The sequence below is a fragment of the Phycicoccus duodecadis genome (assembly GCF_002846495.1).
Lineage (GTDB): Bacteria > Actinomycetota > Actinomycetes > Actinomycetales > Dermatophilaceae > Phycicoccus > Phycicoccus duodecadis.
The window spans coordinates 2,314,857-2,330,958 of the sequence record NZ_PJNE01000001.1 but is presented as its reverse complement, the minus strand read 5'-3'; the positions used below and the strand labels follow the sequence as shown (position 1 = coordinate 2,330,958).

Genomic DNA, 16,102 nt, shown 5'->3' with positions numbered 1-16,102 from the left:
ACGAGACAACCCATGGCCATCTTCCTCACCGCCGACTCCAAGGTCATCGTCCAGGGCATGACCGGCTCCGAAGGCATGAAGCACACCCAGCGGATGCTGCGCTCCGGCACCTCGATCGTCGGGGGCGTCAACCCCCGCAAGGCCGGCACCTCGGTCGACTTCGAGGGCGGGGTCTCCGTCCCCGTCTTCGGCACCGTCGCCGAGGCCGTCGAGGCGACCGGCGCCGACGTCAGCGTCATCTTCGTCCCGCCGGCGTTCGCCAAGTCCGCCGTCGAGGAGGCCGTCGACGCCTCGATCCCGCTCGCCGTCGTGATCACCGAGGGCATCCCCGTCAAGGACTCGGCCGAGTTCTACGCCAAGGCCGCGGCCTCCGGCACCACCCGCATCATCGGGCCGAACTGCCCCGGCCTGATCAGCCCCGGGCAGTCCAACGCCGGCATCATCCCCGCCGACATCGCGGGCGCCGGCCGCATCGGGCTGGTCTCGAAGTCGGGCACCCTGACCTACCAGATGATGTACGAGCTGCGGGAGTTCGGCTTCTCGTCCGCGGTCGGCATCGGCGGCGACCCGGTGATCGGCACGACCCACATCGACTGCCTCGAGGCGTTCCAGAACGACCCCGACACCGACGCCATCGTCATGATCGGCGAGATCGGCGGCGACGCCGAGGAGCGCGCGGCCGCCTACATCAAGGACCACGTCACCAAGCCGGTCGTCGGCTACGTCGCCGGCTTCACCGCGCCCGAGGGCAAGACCATGGGTCACGCCGGCGCCATCGTGTCGGGCTCGTCGGGCACCGCGGCCGCGAAGAAGGAGGCCCTCGAGGCCGCCGGGGTCAAGGTCGGCAAGACGCCGTCCGAGACCGCTGACCTGATGCGCGAGATCATGCAGGGCCTCTCGGCCTGACCCCACCGGCCCTACCCGCCGCACCCGCCCCACCCGGCGCACCCGCCCCACCCGGCTCCGCTTTTCGGGGTCACCCCGAAAAGCCCGCGTCCCCCCGGTTCCGAACCGGGGGGACGCTGGGGTTTCCGGGGTCTCGAGGCGCCCGCCGCCGGACGCCGCCGGGTTCGGTCCGCGACGGCGTGTGCTCGCCGCGTCGGCGGGGCCCATCGGCGACACTGGGCGGGATGACCGTCACCGACCGCCTGCGCGCCACCCTGCCCGGGGGTGGGACCACCGGCGACGGCCCCTCGCGCTGGGGCCCGGGCTGGCGTCGCTCGGGGCTGCTGGGCCTGCTGACCGCCCTCCTCTCGAGCGCTCTGATGCTGGTGCCCGTCGTCGTCGCGTGGCGCCAGGACCCGCTCGCCGGCTCGGACGCCGGCTCCGCCCTCGACGTCGGCGCCTCGCTCTGGCTCCTCGCCTCCGGGGCCCAGCTCACCGCCGGTGCCGCCACCGTCTCGCTGACCCCGCTGCTCGGCCTCGCCGTCGTCGTCGGTCTCGCGTGGCTGGGCGCGCGCGAGTCCGTGGTCAGCGTCAGCACCGAGGGTGAGCACTGGGCCCGGATGCTGCCGCGCCCGCTCGCAGCCGCCGTGGCGGCCTGGTGGGGCGGGTACGCGCTGGTGGTCGTCGTCGGCTGGGCTCTCGCCGGCACGGGGCCCTTCCCGCCGCAGCCGTGGTCGATGATCCTGCCTCTCGTGATGGTCCCCGGCCTGGCCCTGCTGCTGGTGCTGCGGGCCGTCGGGGACGACGACCCCGACGCGCTCGGGCCCCGGCTCGTCCCGCCGCTGCCCGACGTGCTGCGCCGCGGGGTGGGCGCGGGCCTGGCCGGCGCGTGGCTCCTGCTGGGCGTCGGGATGCTGGTGGTGGTCGGCGCCCTCGTGCTGGCGTGGCCGCAGGTGCAGGCCATCGCCGCCGACCTCGGTGCGCGGGGCTCCGGCGCCTGGGTGCTCGACCTCGGGCAGCTCTCGGTGCTGCCCAACCTCGCGGTGTGGGTCGTGTCGTTCCTCGCCGGGCCCGGGTTCTCGGTCGTCGACGGCGCGTCGGTGTCGTGGGGCGGCGTCGAGGGCGGCCTGCTGCCGATGGTCCCGGTGCTCGGGGCGATGCCTCAGCCCGGCGGCGTCCCGGCCCTGGTCGGCGTCGTCGCGTTCCTGCTCGTCGTGGCCGTCGGCGCCTGGGTCGGCAAGCGCGCCGTCGCCACGGTCGCCCGGCTGTCGCGTCTGCGCACCAAGGTCCTCGTGGCCTTCTCGGGCTGCGCCACCACCGCTCTCGCCCTCGCGCTGGTCGACGGCGTGGCCGGCGGCTCCCTCGGGCAGTTCCGCCTCGCCGACGTCGGCGCCCCGGCCCTCGAGCTCGGGCTGGTGCTGTTCGCCGAGCTCTTCCTCGGCGCGCTCGTCCACGTGCTGCGCGACGCCTGGCGGCTCCGCCGGTGAACCCCTCGCCGCTGCCCGCCCAGCCGCTGCGCCTCGTCGTCCTCGTCTCCGGCTCGGGCACCAACCTGCAGGCCATCCTCGACGCCGCCGCGGCTCCGCAGACCCCGTTCACGGTGGTCGCCGTGGGCGCCGACCGCGACGGCACCGGGGGGGTCGAGCGCGCCGAGGCCGCCGGGGTCGCGACCTTCGTGTGCCGGCTCTCCGACGTCGACACCCGCGCCGACTGGGACAGAGCCCTGGCCCGCACCATCAGCGGCCAGGACGCCGACCTCGTCGTGTCGGCCGGCTTCATGCGGGTGCTCGGCCCGGCGGTGCTGGCCGCGCACCGGGTCGTCAACACCCATCCGGCCCTGCTGCCCAGCTTTCCCGGGGCTCACGGGGTGCGCGACGCCCTGGCGCACGGGGTCAGGGTCACCGGCTGCACGTGCCACTGGGTCGACGCCGGCGTCGACACGGGACCGATCATCGACCAGCGGGCGGTGCGGGTCGAGCCCGGCGACACCGTCGAGAGCCTGCACGAACGGATCAAGGTGGCGGAGCGCGCGATGGTCGTCGACGTCCTCACCGAGCTCGCCCGGGACCGCTCGTGGCGCTGACCCCCGCCGAGCTCCCGCCGGCCGCCGTCGAGTTCATGCTCGAGCGGCACCTGGCCACCCTCACCACCCTGCGGCGTGACGGCAGCCCGCACGTGGTGCCCGTCGGGTTCACCTGGGATGCCGACGCGCTCGTCGCGCGCGTCATCACCAGCCGCGCCAGCGCCAAGGCGGTGCAGGCCCGCGCGGGCCGACGCGCCGCGCTCGGGCAGCTCGCCGGCCGGCGATGGATCACGCTCGAGGGGCCGACCAGGGTGGTCGAGGACCCCGATGCCGTGCGCGACGCGGAGGAGCGCTACGCCGCCCGCTACCGCCGGCCGCGCCCCAACCCCGAGCGCGTCGTCGTCGTGCTCGACGTCGACCGCGTGCTCGGCGGCACCTGGCCCGACCCGCTGCCGCCCTCGCCCTACCGCTCCTGACCCGAGCGGCCCCGCGCCCGGGCCCGAGCGCCCTCACCGGGCGCGAGCACGCCCGCTCACTCGGTAGACTCGGCGGCGACGACTGGCGAGGGTGGGTCACCACCGGGAAGTCCGCAGTCGGGGCATCGCCCGCCTGGGTGCCCCGCGACCGACCGTCGACCCTCGGGAGCCCCCAATGTCCGCCGCCGTCTCCGCCCCCGGCCCCACGCAGGACGTCCGTCCCGTGCGCCGGGCCCTCGTCTCCGTCTACGACAAGACCGGCCTGCCCGACCTCGTCCGCGGCCTGCACGACGCCGGGGTCGCCCTGGTGTCCACCGGCGGCTCGGCCGCGCTCATCGAGTCGCTGGGCCTGCCCGTCACCCGCGTCGAGGAGCTCACCGGCTTCCCCGAGTGCCTGGAGGGCCGGGTCAAGACCCTGCACCCCAAGGTCCACGCCGGCCTGCTGGCCGACACCCGCAAGCCCGAGCACCTCGCGCAGCTGGGCGAGCTCGGGGTCGAGGCCTTCGAGCTCGTCGTGGTGAACCTCTACCCGTTCCGCGAGACCGTGGCGTCGGGCGCGTCGCCCGACGAGGTCATCGAGCAGATCGACATCGGCGGGCCGTCGATGGTGCGCGCCGCGGCCAAGAACCACCCCAGCGTGGCGGTCGTCACCGACCCCTCGGCCTATGACGCGGTGCTCGAGGCCGTGCGGGCCGGTGGCTTCAGCCTCGCCCAGCGCAAGCTCCTCGCCGCGCGGGCCTTCGTGCACACCGCCGACTACGACAACGCGGTGGCCAACTGGATGGGCAACGTCTACACCGACACCTCCGACGGCACCGGCTTCCCGGCCTGGACCGGCGCCACCTTCACCCGCGCGGCCGTCCTGCGCTACGGCGAGAACCCGCACCAGAAGGCGGCCCTGTACCGCCACTGGCGCGGCGGGGTGGCCTCGGCCGAGCAGTTGCACGGCAAGGAGATGTCGTACAACAACTACGTCGACACCGACGCCGCGGTGCGCGCCGCCCACGACCACGGCGACCAGCCGACCGTCGCGGTCGTCAAGCACGCCAACCCGTGCGGCATCGCGGTGGGCGCCACCATCGAGGAGGCCTACGCGGCGGCGCACGCCACCGACCCGGTGTCGGCCTTCGGCGGCATCATCGCGGCCAACCGCCCGGTGAACCTCGCCATGGCCGAGCAGGTCAAGGACGTCTTCACCGAGGTGATCATCGCGCCCGACTTCGACGCCGACGCGCTGGAGGTGCTGCAGGCGAAGAAGAACATCCGCATCCTGCGGCTGCCGGCCGATGCCGTGAGCACGGCCGACGCCATCGAGATGCGCCCCATCAGCGGGGGCCTGCTGCTGCAGACCGTCGACCGGGTCGACGCCGTGGTCGAGGGCGACAAGCCCGGCGGCGACGACCCCTCGCGCTGGACCCTGGTGGCGGGCGAGGCCGCCGACGCGGGGATGCTGGCCGACCTCGCCTTCGCCTGGCGCTCGGTGCGCGCGGTCAAGTCCAACGCCATCCTCCTGGCTAAGGACGGCGCGGCAGTCGGCATCGGGATGGGCCAGGTCAACCGCGTGGACTCGTGCCACCTCGCCGTCTCGCGCGCCGGGGCGGAGCGGGCGGCCGGCGCGGTCGCGGCCTCCGACGCCTTCTTCCCGTTCCCCGACGGGCTCCAGGTGCTGCTCGACGCCGGGGTGCGCGCCGTGGTCGCCCCCGGTGGCTCGATGCGCGACGGTGAGGTCATGGAGGCGGCGCAGGCGGCCGGCGTGACGATGTACTTCACGGGCACCCGGCACTTCGCGCACTGACCCCGAGCGACGAGGTTCGTCGCGATCGACGCTCAGGTCGTGCGCTCGCGCTCCTTCTGGACCTTGGGCGACGACCGGACCAGCCGCAGCATCGTCACGAAACCGACGCCGCCGACGAGGTTGCCCAGGGCGGCCCACAGCATGGTCTGCAGGAACTGCGCCACGGTGATGTCGGAGCCCGCGATCGCCGCGCCGACGATGAAGATCTCGTCGAGCACGGCGTGGAAGAGTTCGGCGCCCACCAGTACCGCGCTGAACAGCACGGCCGGGACGATCTTGACGCCCAGGCTGTCGGTCGAGTGCTGGGCGCGCGTCATCAGCGTGATGACCAGGCCACCGAGCACGGCCAGCATGAAACTCTTGGGGGTCACGCCGAGGCCGGCGTAGTGCTCGCCGGTCTCGCGCGCGACCTCGTGCAGGTCGGGGCGCGCCACCAGGATCACCCAGATGACCAGCGAGCCGCCGATGACGTTGGTGACGAGCGTGACGACCCAGAGCCGGACCAGCCCGAGCCACGGGCCCTTCTCGGCGACCGCGGCCGCGACGGGGACGAGGAAGTTCTCGGTGAACAGCTCGCTGTGCGCCAGCAGGAGCGCGACGAACCCGACCGAGAACGCCAGCGCGGCCAGCAGCTGGCTGTCGGTCGCGTGCTTGACCACGAGGTAGGCCAGGATGCCGACGCCGACGTCGATGCCGCCGAGCAGGCCGGTGGCCACCAGCTCGCGCAGCGGTCGGCGCAGCCGCTCGTGCCCCTCGTCGACGAGCCGTTCGAACGCCTCGTCGACCTCGGCGTCGGGCTGCTCGTCGATCGGCAGGTCGGTCTCGCTCACTCGGGAAACCTACCCGGGGGGCGGCGTCAGGAGCGAGTGGCCGCCCGCTCCACGAGAACGTCGATGGGGGTGCAGGTGCCGTTGTTCGACTTCTCGGCCGAGCACGCCGTGACCGCGGCCACGATGGGCACCACGGCCTCCAGGGTGAAGCGGTCGCCCGGCCTGGTGGGCGGCGGGTCGATGTGCAGCTCGCCGTCGGCGTCGGTCCACACGTCCATGAACACGTTGAGGGTGACGCCGATGCTGTCGGGCCCGACGCCGTAGGGCGCCAGCGCCGTGACGAGGTTGCCGAAGCAGCTGGGGTGGGGCGCGCCGCCGAGGTCGGGGTAGAGGATGTCGAAGGTCGCCTGGCTGCAGGGGGTGAGCGTCAGGTCGTGCACGCCCACGGTGTCGTCGACGACCTCGGCCAGCACCCGCGAGCGGTTGCTCCAGAGCGAGGACCCGGTCGAGACGTAGATGCTGTTGCCGAAGTCGGTGGTGCGCCCCGACGAGAACTGCTCGGCCACGTTGCCCGCCGCCACCAGGTACAGGTCGCTGACCTGCTCGCCGGCCGGGTCGAGAAGCGTCAGCCGGTCGCCGGGCGCGAGCTCGAAGGCCGCGCCGGTCTGCGGGGCGAGGCGGGTCCACCCCGAAGCCGGGGCCTGGGCCGACCCTGCGTAGGCCGGCGCCGGGCCGGTGCGGGGATGGCGGGTACGGGCCGGGTTCACGGGGTCTCCTCGGGGGTGGGGCTCGCCTGGAAGGGCGGCGTCCAGTCGTCGGGCCGCTCGCGCCCGGAGTACTGCAGGGCCTCCGACGCGTCCCCGTGGTCGCCGACCATCGGGTTGAGCGAACCCTGCAGGTCGGTGTCGCGGCGGCGGATGGTGTCGCGCATGCGCGTGTAGCGACCGTCGCCGCGCATCCGCTCGAACTGCTCGTGCAGGTTGAAGACCAGCGTCGGCAGCGGGGAGCGGCGCGCGATGCGGGAGGCGCCGGGGTGCAGGCCCACCACGAAGAAGGCGGTGCCGTGCACGCTGAACGCGAAGTGCGGGTCACCCGGATCGGCCGACACGCCGTCGGCCCAGGCGCCGTCGTCCTGGTCGTGCAGGTGCTGCAACGCGCCCCACAGGAGCCGTTCGAACGTGGGCTCGTCGGTGGTCTCGGGGGTGCGGAAGCACGCGACGAACGAGACCAGGTCGCCGTCGGCGTCGACCTCGCGCGCGTAGTCGCCCAGGTGCGCCGCGAGCCGGTCGAGCGAGCCTCCGCGGGAGGAGTCGCCGAGGTCGTCGAGCACGACGGCGGTGACGGCGTCGCGGCGGAAGACCGAGCGGGCGCCGAGGCACGGGTAGTCGGGGTGCGCGACCATGGCCGCCACGGTCTCGACGACCGCGGCGGCCGGAGCGTCAGGCCCCGGCGGGGGAGGCGCCAAGAGAGCGGTGTCGGGTTCGGTGTCCGGCATGACGGCCAGGTACCCCCTGGGAGGCGCCGGTACGCGGACCGCCGAGGGTGACTCCGTTCACGGCCGGTAGCCGGTGGGCTCCTCGCCGAGGTCGACGATGGCGGCCACCGGCCCGCCGCCGTCGGGGCCCTGGTGGGCGGCCGACACCGACACGAACACGGCCGGGTCGCCGGTGACGGCGGCCGTCACCCCGCCCACAGCCGCCTTGATCTGCCGGTGCCAGTGCACGTCGGAGTCGTCGAGCATCGCGTTGCGGCGACCGCGCACCGCGCCGTCCTGGCTGGTCTCGCACTTGAGGAACAGGTTCACCAGGCGCCCGTCGAGGTCGGAGTGGTGCGGGCGCTCGGGCAGCTCGAGGCCGGCGTCGCGGATGGCCTCCCAGAGCCCGTCCTGGTCGAGCGCGTCCTTCATCACCGAGTGCCCGATGCGGTAGCGCCCGCCCACCCCGCGGGCGTTGCCGACCACGACCACCTGGGCCCGGTCGAGCTCGACCCCGGAGGAGCACGACGCCACCGAGGAGTAGAGCGAACGGTCGCGCAGCACGTCCTCGTCGCGCGGCATCCCGATCTCGCCCAGGGCCACCGCGATGCCGAGCGCCGTGCCGCCGTTCGAGACGTCCATCGAGGTCAGGGTGTCCTCGGTGAAGACGTCGTGGCCGCGGCTCTTGGCGTCGCGGATCGTGTCGATGGTCAGCAGCGGGGTCTTGGTCTGCACGTAGTGCACGTCGGCGGTGTCGGTGATGCCGGCGCGCGCCATCGCGACCTCCACCGCGGCGGCGACCTTGGTGATCATCGCGGTGCGGCCGATGTCCTCGGGCAGGAGGGTCTCGCTCATGGCGAACCCGACGGTCAGGCGCGGCTCGTCGGTCGGCTCGGCCCGGTCGGCCGGGACGGTGGCGAAGATGGTGGCGTGCGGGCTGATGACGCCGTCGGTGCCGCCCGACCAGACGATCGGCACGTCCTTGACGCGCTCGGGGTCGGCGCCCTTGGCCACGAGCATCTCGCGGAAGGCGCGGTCGGCGATGATGCGGGTGTAGTCGTTGACCCCGCCGTTGCCCTCGGTCTTGCCGATGACGGCGACGACCCGGTCGGCCTCGAGCACGCCGGCGTCGATCAGGGCGCCGAGCTCGGAGGCGTCGGAGACGGAGTGCAGGGGGACCTTGCGGACCTCGATGGCGTCGGGCACGGGATCGTTCCTCTCGGTGGGGGTGGTCGTGGTCAGTCGGGCTCGACGACGGTGCCGAAGGTGCCGTCGACGGCGTCGGTGATGCGGGCGAGCGAGGTGATGACGCCGCGGCGGCCGCCGGCGTCCACGAAGCGGAGCAGCGCCTCGACCTTCGGGCCCATCGAGCCCGAGCGGAACTCGCCCGCGGCGGCCAGGGCGCGCAGCTCCGAGGGCCCGACCCGGCCCAGGTCGCGCTGGGCGTCGGTGCCGAAGCCGGTCGCGGCGTGGTCGACGTCGGTGGCGACCACCAGCACGTCGGCGTCGAGGGCCCGCGCCAGCAGCGCGGCGGTGAGGTCCTTGTCGATGACGGCCTCGACCCCGCGCAGCGTCCCGTCGGGGTCGCGGACGACGGGGATGCCGCCGCCGCCGGCCGCGACCACCACGTAGCCGGCCTCCAGCAGGGTGCGGGCGGCCGCGACGTCGAGCACCTCGAGCGGCTCGGGGCTGGCCACCATCCGGCGCCACCCCTTCTCGCCGCGATCCTCCCAGACCTGGCCGTGGGCGGCCATGCGGTGGGCGGCCTCGGCGTCGACGGACCGGCCGACGGGCTTGGTGGGGCGGGTGAAGCCGGGGTCGTCGCGGTCGACCAGCGTGCGGGTGACCAGCGCGGCCACCGGCCGGACCGCCCCGGCCCGGGCGAGGGCGGTGTCGAGCGCGTCGAGGAGGGCGAAGCCGAGGGTGCCCTGGGTCTGGGCTCCGCACCAGTCGAGGGGGACCGGCGGGACCACGTGGGCGGCGAGCTCGTTCTTCACCAGCAGGTTGCCGACCTGCGGGCCGTTGCCGTGGGTGAGGACCAGCTCGTGGCCGGCCGCGACCAGCGCGGCGGCCGAGGCCATCGCCCCGGTGACGGCGGCGATCTGTGCGTCCGGGGTGGCGCTGTCGTCGGGGCCCGTCATGGCGTTCCCGCCGAGGGCCAGGAGGACCCGCATCGTCACCTCGCTCCACCGCACGGTCGCCGGGCTGTTCGCCGGGCGGGGGTGCCCGGGACTCGACCCTAGGGACGGCGGGCCGAGCCGGGCGTCGTCGACATCTGCCCAACGGGGCCCCGGGTGGTCGGCAACAGGTCGGCTTCCGCAGCCCCGCGCTCAGGCCGGGTCGGGCTCGTCGAGCCAGGCCCGGATGGCGGCGCCGTGCTCGTCCAGCGCCGGGGGCGGCAGGTGGGTCTCGCGGCCGCCGCCGTGCGCGTTGTCGTCGAACCGGATGGCCGGCCCGGGCAGCTCGATGGTGCCGAGCACCGGGTGGTCGACCGGGATGACGAGCCCCTGCGAGCGGGTCTGCTCCCAGTCGTAGACCTGCTCCAGGGTGCGCACCTGCCCGGCCGGGATACCGACCTCGGCCAGCCGTGCCAGCAGCGCCTCGGCCTCCCAGCTCGCGAACACCCCGTCGATGGCCTCGATGAGGTGCTCGCGGTGGGCGACGCGGGAAGCGTTGGTGGCCAGCAGGGGGTCCTCGGGGTCGATGCCGAAGGCCTGCGCGAACCGCACCCAGAGGCCCTGCGACCCGACCGCCACCTGCACCGGGCCGTCGGCGGCGTGGAAGAGCCCGTACGGCGCGAGCGAGGGGTGGTGGTTGCCCTGGGCCTGGCCCACCTGCCCGGCCACGGTGTACGCGGTCCCCTGGAAGGCGTGCACCCCCACGACCGAGGCCAGCAGCGAGGTGCGCACGACCCGGCCGCGGCCGGTGACCTCGCGCTCGCGCAGGGCGGCTGCGACCCCGAACGCGCCGTGCAGGCCGGCCAGCAGGTCGCCGATGGGGACCCCGACGCGCTGCGGGGTGTCGGCGTCCGGGCCGGTGACCGACATCAGGCCGGCCTCGCCCTGGGCGATCTGGTCGTACCCGGCGCGCCCGCCCTCGGGGCCGTCGTGCCCGAAGCCGCTGATCGACAGCACCACCAGCCCGGGGTTGAGGTCGTGCAGGTGGTCGACGTCGAAGCCGAGCCGGTCGAGCACGCCGGGGCGGAAGTTCTCGACCAGCACGTCGGCGCGGCGCACCAGGCGGGTGAGGACGTCCCGGCCGTCGTCGGACTTCAGGTCGAGGACGATCGACTCCTTGTTCCGGTTGCACGACAGGTAGTACGTCGAGACGGGGTCGTCGTCCGGCCCCACGAACGGCGGGCCCCAGCCGCGGGTGTCGTCGCCGCTCGGGGACTCGACCTTGACCACGCGCGCGCCCAGGTCGCCCAGCAGCATCGCGGCGTGCGGGCCGGCCAGGGCGCGCGAGAGGTCGACGACGGTGATGCCGTCCAGGGGGCCGCGCACGCTCGCTCCTCGGGTCGCCGGTGGGGTGCTCGCCAACCTAGCCCTCGGGGGAGCAGCGCCCATCGGCGCGGCGGGCCGGGGCGGAGCGCCACGTCCTGTCAGGTTCTGCCAGGGACCGCGGACGCGCCCGGGGAGGGCTGGGGGCATCGGCTCACGACGTGTCTCCCACCGGCTCAGCCCGCGATGCCGCGCTCGCGCGGGTGACGGTGTCGCGCCAGGATGTCGGCGGCCGGCCCAGCAGCCGGGTGAGGTCCGCCGGGTCGCCGACCAGCCCGTCCTCGTCGTAGGCCGCGAACATCGCCAGCAGCAGGGCGCGGGCGTCCTCGGGCAGCGCCGCCCCGGGGCCGGCCGCCCACGCGTCGGCCCGCACCCGGCGCACCCGCACGGGCCGGCCCAGCACGCGCGCCGCCTGCGCGGCCATGGCGTGGGTGCTCAGGGCCTCCGGCCCCGTGAGGTCGTGCTCACCCGCGGCGCGCTCGGGTTCGAGCAGCGCCGTGGCCGCCGCCTCGGCGACGTCGGCCAGCGCCACCGCGCTGAACGGCTGCTCGGGCGCGTAGGGCACCACCACCTCGCCGGCCACCACCTGGGGCAGGAGGTTCTCCTGGTACGACGCGGGCCGCAGCACCACGAGCGACCCGGGGATGCCGGCGCGCAGCACCGCCTCGGCCTCGCCCTTGCGCAGGTGGTGCGGCATCCGGGCGTCGTGCGGGCGCAGGACGGAGTGGAAGACCAGGTGGGGGAGGCCGACGGCGGCGGCGGCCCGGGCGGCCCGGCGCGCCATCCCCACCTCGTCCGGATGCACGTTCGGGGCCAGGTGGTACGCGGCCCGGGCGCCGTCGAGAGCGGCTGCGAGGCCGGCGCCGGTCGCGAGGTCGACGGCGACCGCCTCGGTCCCGGCCGCTGCCGCGGCCTCCCGCCCGGGCCGCACGACGCCTCGGACAGCCACGCCGCGGGCCAGCAACCCTGAGCACACCGCGCGCCCGGTCTTGCCCGCTGCCCCGCCCACCACCACGGGGCGGTCGTCGGCCGGGGAGGTCACCGCCAGTCGACGTCGGCCGAGGTCGCGCCGCCGCTCAGCCGGGCGTACCCGGGGCCCCGGTCGAAGAACGGCTCCTCGCCCCGCGCCGCGCGGCGTTCGGCGCGCAGCGCGTCCGAGGCGGCGGCGTCGACCAGCGGCTCGTCGCGGGTGCCCGAGGCCACCACGCCGTAGTCACGCCGGGCGCCCTCGAACGAGACCTTGCCCCAGCGCAGGTCGCGCTCGACCTCGTCGTAGGGGCGCTCGAGCGGGTCGCCCCAGCCGCCGCCGCCGGTGGTGCGGATGCGGATGACCTGCCCGGCGCGCACCGGCTCGGCGTCGGCCAGGGCGTCGACCACGCGCTCGTCGGGGCCGCCGAGGTCGACGGTGACCTCGAAGGGGCGCCCGGCCTTGCCGCCCTTGACGCCCCAGCACGCGAGGATCGAGCGGTCGGCGATGGACATGAAGTGCGCGTCGGCCAGCATCCGGAGGTGTTTCTCGTACCCCAGGCCACCGCGGTGGCGCCCGGCGCCGCCGGAGTCGACGGCCAGCCCGAGCCGCTCGACCCGGAACGGGAACCGGCTCTCGGTGAACTCGGTCGGCAGGTTGCGGCTGTCGGGCACGACGTGGATGGTGTCCTCGCCGTCGGCGTAGTACCGCCCGCCCGAGCCGCCGCCGAGCACCTCGCGCATCAGGTAGTCGTTGCCGTCGCGGTCCTTGCCGTAGACGCCGGTGTAGCGGATGGTCTCCTGGTCGGCGGGCATCCGGCCGTCGACGGCCTTGGCCACCACGCCGGCGAGCACGCCGAGCAGCCGCAGGATGACGAAGGTCCGGGCGTTGGTGGGGGCGGGGTAGACCGGCGTGAGCAGGGTGCCCTTCTCGGGGAAGCGCATCTCGATGAGCGGCACCACGCCCTCGTTGACGTCGAGCTCGGCCATCCGCTCCGGGGTGTCGGCCAGGTTGCGCAGCACCGGCGCGAGCCACTTCTTCAGGAAGTTGCCCCCCACGTAGTCGCCGCAGTGGTTGATCGGGCCCTTGGCCTGGGCGCCGGTGCCGGTGAAGTCGATGATCAGGCGCGGGCCGCCGTCGCCGGGCCCCGGGCCGCCGGTGCTGGTCTTGGTCAGCGTGATCCGCTGGGCGTGCAGCATCGGCTCGTCGACCCCGTCGTGCTCCGCGTAGTCCTCCCACACGTAGCTGCCGTCGGGGATGCGGTCGAGGATCTCGCGCCGGTAGGTCTCCGTGGTGGCGTCGAGGATGGCGTCGAAGGCGGTCTCGACGCTCTCGCGGCCGTAGCGCGCGAACAGCTCGCCGAGCCGGCGCGCGCCCATGAGGCAGGCCGAGCACTCGGCGTCGAGGTCGGCGGCCAGGCTGTCGGGCATCCGGCTGTTGCGGGTCATGATGCGCAGGGCCGCGCGGTTGGGGGTCCCGGCGTCCCACAGCCGGATCGGTGGCACCGATAGCCCTTCCTCGAACACGGTGCGCGCGTTGCTGGGCATCGAGCCGGGCACGGCGCCGCCGATGTCGTCGTGGTGCCCGAAGGCCTGCACGAACGCGACGACCTCGCCGTCGTGGAAGACCGGCACCGTGACGCACAGGTCGGGCAGGTGGCCGATGCCGCCCTCGGACTCGTAGACGTCGTTGTGGAAGAACACGTCCCCCTCGCGCATGGTCGCGATGGGGAAGTCGCGCACGACCGGGTGCACCAGGGCCGAGTACGACCGGCCGGTGAGCTTGCGCAGCTGCCGGTCGTGGATGCCGGCGCGGAAGTCGTGGGCGTCGCGGATCATCGGGCTGCGGCTGGTGCGTGCGATGGCGGTCTCGACCTCCATCTCGACGCTGGCCAGCGTGCCCTGGACGATCTCGACCAGGATCGGGTCGACGGTGCTGCCCTCGGCGGTGAGGCGCCCGCCGTGCTCGTAGGCGGTGGGGAGGCCGGCGGGGTTGGCCGGCGCCGCCGCGAGGTAGGCCTCGAGGTCGATGGCCGGGTCGGGTCGGGATGCCGGGGAGCCGGTGGCGGCCTGCGTGCTCATCGGGTGCCCTCCTTCGTGATGACGAGGTTGCCCCAGGTGTCGACGCGTACCGCGAAGCCGGGGTGGACCGGGACGGTCGAGCCGAACTCCTCGACGACCGCGGGGCCGGTGAAGGTGTCGCCCGCCCGCAGGTCGGGACGCCAGAGGATCGGGGTCTCGACGTACCCGTCGTCGGGGTCGAAGCAGACCGGCCGGGTCGAGCGCTGCCCCGGGTGTCCCTGCCGTGGCCGGTCGGACGGTTCGGGTCCGTCGGCGTCGACGCGCGCGGCCAGCGGCTGCAGCTCGGGGCGGGTGATGGGCCCGACGCCGGTGACCCGCAGGTTGACCCACTCGACCTGCTGGCTCGGCTCGTCGCGGAAGTCGTAGCCGTAGAGGCCGCGGTGCTCGTCGTGGAAGCGCGTGACGACCGCGTCGGCCCAGGCGTCGTCGATGACCCCGGCCCCGGCCGGCACCCGCACCTCGTACGCCTGCCCGAAGTAGCGCAGGTCGGCGGTGCGTACGAACTGGTGCGCGTCGGCCCCGAACCCCTCGGCCGTCAGCGCCGCGGCCCCCCGCGCCGTGAGCGCGTCGACCACCCCGGCGACCGCCCCGAGGTCGAGCCCCTCGTGGCGCGCCACGTGCGTCTGCACGTAGTCGTTGCGCACGTCGACGGTGAGCAGCCCGAAGGCGCTGAGGTTGCCGGGGTTCTGCGGCACGACCGCGCCGGCCAGGTCGAGCACGTCGACCAGCCGGCACGCCAGCAGCGAGCCCGAGCCGCCGAAGGTGGTCAACATGAAGTCGCGCACGTCCAGCCCGCGCTTGACCGACACCTGGCGCAGCGCGTTGGCCTGGTTCCAGGCCGAGATCTCCAGGATGCCGGCCGCACAGCGCTCCAGGTCGAGGCCGAGCCGCTCGGCCAGCGCCGCCACCCCGGCCCGGGCGGCCTCGGCGTCGAGCGGGATCTCGCCGCCCAGCAGGTGCGGGGGGATGCGGCCGAGGACCAGGTGCGCGTCGGTGATGGTCGGCTCGGTGCCGCCGCGGCCGTAGCAGAGCGGCCCGGGGTCGGCGCCGGCCGAGTGGGGCCCGACCTTGAGCGTGCCCTCGGGCGAGACCCACGCGACCGACCCGCCGCCGGCCCCCACGGTGACGACGTCGATCATCGGGATCTTGCTGGGGTAGGCGCCCACCGAGCCCTCGGTGGTCAGCGTCGGCTCGCCGTCGAGCACCACCGAGACGTCGGTGGAGGTGCCGCCACCGTCGCAGGTGAGCACCCGGGGGAAGCCCGCCCGCTCGGCGATGAGCGCGGCCCCGAGGGCCCCGGCCGCGGGCCCCGACAGCACGGTCGTGATCGGCTGGTGCACGACCTCGTCGGCCGAGAGCACCCCGCCGTTGGACTTCATCACGTAGAACGGCACCGGCCGACCGCCGGTGAAGCCGTCCAGCCGCTCGTGGATGTTCGTGACGTACCGGCTGACGTTGGGCTTGACCGCGGCATCCACCAGGGTGGTCATCGCCCGCTCGTACTCGCGGTACTCGCGCAGCACCTCGCTGCTGATCGAGACCACCGCCTCGGGGTGCTCGCGCCGCAGCACCTCGCGCATCGCGAGCTCGTGCTCGTCGTTCGCGTAGGAGTGCAGGAAGCACACCCCGATGGTCGTGATGCCGCGCTCACGGAAGAACCGAGCGGCGGCCACGGCGTCCTCCTCCGAGAACGGGCGCACCTCCCCACCCGAGACGTCGAGCCGGCCCCGCACGGTGCGCACGGCGTCGGCCGGGACGATGCGCGGCGGCTTGACCCAGAAGTAGCTGTTGCCGTAGCCGTCGGGCACGGCCTGGCGGGCGATCTCGAGCATGAACTCGTAGCCCTCGGTCGTCACGAAGCCCAGCCGCTCGACCTTGCCCTCGAGCAGCTTGTTGGTGGCCACCGTGGTGCCGTGGCTGACGGCGGTGAGGTCGGTGCCGTCGGCCCCCATCAGGCCCAGGATCTTCTCGATGCCGGCGATGAAGCCGTCGGCGGGGTTGGCCGGCGTGCTGGGCGTCTTCGTGGTGACGACCTCGCCCGAGACCTCGTCGACGGCGACCACGTCGGTGAACGTCCCACCGGTGTCGATGCCGACCCGGATACGCCGCTGATCTGCCGTCATGCCCTCGA

General features: G+C 74.5%; 14 protein-coding genes and 1 riboswitch. Of the genes, 5 read left to right on the top strand and 9 right to left on the bottom strand.

The window, feature by feature from the left end:
* Positions 1-12 precede the first annotated feature (12 nt).
* From sucD to purH, 5 genes are all read left to right on the top strand, one after another.
* Complete coding sequence (sucD, locus tag ATL31_RS10910; RefSeq protein ID WP_101395794.1) at positions 13-906, top strand: succinate--CoA ligase subunit alpha; 894 nt, start codon at positions 13-15, stop codon at positions 904-906.
* 224 nt (positions 907-1,130) lie between these two features.
* Entirely contained in the window at positions 1,131-2,372 is a 1,242-nt protein-coding gene (locus ATL31_RS10905; RefSeq protein WP_101395793.1) for a cell division protein PerM, read from the top strand.
* Positions 2,369-2,968: a phosphoribosylglycinamide formyltransferase gene (gene purN / locus ATL31_RS10900; RefSeq protein WP_245862289.1), complete on the top strand. Its 600-nt coding sequence runs from the start codon at positions 2,369-2,371 to the stop codon at positions 2,966-2,968. The genes ATL31_RS10905 and purN overlap by 4 nt, the downstream gene beginning before the upstream one ends.
* On the top strand, positions 2,959-3,384 hold the full coding sequence (locus ATL31_RS10895; RefSeq protein ID WP_101395792.1) for a TIGR03618 family F420-dependent PPOX class oxidoreductase: 426 nt from the start codon (positions 2,959-2,961) through the stop codon (positions 3,382-3,384). The genes purN and ATL31_RS10895 overlap by 10 nt, the downstream gene beginning before the upstream one ends.
* A 69-nt stretch (positions 3,385-3,453) precedes the next feature.
* Positions 3,454-3,530, top strand: a riboswitch (ZMP/ZTP riboswitch).
* 29 nt (positions 3,531-3,559) lie between these two features.
* Complete coding sequence (gene purH, locus ATL31_RS10890) at positions 3,560-5,179, top strand: bifunctional phosphoribosylaminoimidazolecarboxamide formyltransferase/IMP cyclohydrolase (protein WP_101395791.1); 1,620 nt, start codon at positions 3,560-3,562, stop codon at positions 5,177-5,179.
* A 32-nt stretch (positions 5,180-5,211) separates the two neighbouring features.
* Here purH and ATL31_RS10885 read toward each other — a convergent pair whose 3' ends face one another.
* The 9 genes from ATL31_RS10885 to ATL31_RS10845 all read right to left on the bottom strand — a co-directional run bounded on the left by ATL31_RS10885 (position 5,212) and on the right by ATL31_RS10845 (position 16,094).
* Positions 5,212-6,009 carry a formate/nitrite transporter family protein gene (locus ATL31_RS10885; protein WP_101395790.1) on the bottom strand — a complete coding sequence of 266 codons (798 nt, stop codon included), beginning with the start codon at positions 6,007-6,009 and terminating at the stop codon, positions 5,212-5,214.
* Between the two features lie 26 nt (positions 6,010-6,035).
* Complete coding sequence (locus tag ATL31_RS10880) at positions 6,036-6,716, bottom strand: DUF1989 domain-containing protein (RefSeq protein WP_101395789.1); 681 nt, start codon at positions 6,714-6,716, stop codon at positions 6,036-6,038.
* Positions 6,713-7,444: a guanitoxin biosynthesis heme-dependent pre-guanitoxin N-hydroxylase GntA gene (gntA, locus tag ATL31_RS10875; protein ID WP_101395788.1), complete on the bottom strand. Its 732-nt coding sequence runs from the start codon at positions 7,442-7,444 to the stop codon at positions 6,713-6,715. The genes ATL31_RS10880 and gntA overlap by 4 nt, the downstream gene beginning before the upstream one ends.
* Positions 7,445-7,501: 57 nt before the next feature.
* Complete coding sequence (gene bar, locus ATL31_RS10870; protein WP_101395787.1) at positions 7,502-8,629, bottom strand: barbiturase; 1,128 nt, start codon at positions 8,627-8,629, stop codon at positions 7,502-7,504.
* A 32-nt stretch (positions 8,630-8,661) separates the two neighbouring features.
* Positions 8,662-9,618, bottom strand: a complete 957-nt coding sequence (locus ATL31_RS10865; RefSeq protein ID WP_245862286.1) for a carbamate kinase — start codon at positions 9,616-9,618, stop codon at positions 8,662-8,664.
* 135 nt (positions 9,619-9,753) lie between these two features.
* Positions 9,754-10,926 (bottom strand): CaiB/BaiF CoA transferase family protein, encoded by a 1,173-nt coding sequence (locus ATL31_RS10860; RefSeq protein ID WP_245862284.1) that lies wholly within the window; start codon positions 10,924-10,926, stop codon positions 9,754-9,756.
* A 151-nt stretch (positions 10,927-11,077) separates the two neighbouring features.
* Entirely contained in the window at positions 11,078-11,965 is an 888-nt protein-coding gene (locus ATL31_RS10855) for an NmrA family NAD(P)-binding protein (protein ID WP_245862281.1), read from the bottom strand.
* On the bottom strand, positions 11,962-13,971 hold the full coding sequence (locus ATL31_RS10850; RefSeq protein ID WP_101395785.1) for a hydantoinase B/oxoprolinase family protein: 2,010 nt from the start codon (positions 13,969-13,971) through the stop codon (positions 11,962-11,964). The genes ATL31_RS10855 and ATL31_RS10850 overlap by 4 nt, the downstream gene beginning before the upstream one ends.
* Positions 13,968-16,094, bottom strand: coding sequence for a hydantoinase/oxoprolinase family protein (locus ATL31_RS10845; protein ID WP_101395784.1), 2,127 nt, complete (start codon positions 16,092-16,094; stop codon positions 13,968-13,970). The genes ATL31_RS10850 and ATL31_RS10845 overlap by 4 nt, the downstream gene beginning before the upstream one ends.
* Positions 16,095-16,102 lie beyond the last annotated feature (8 nt).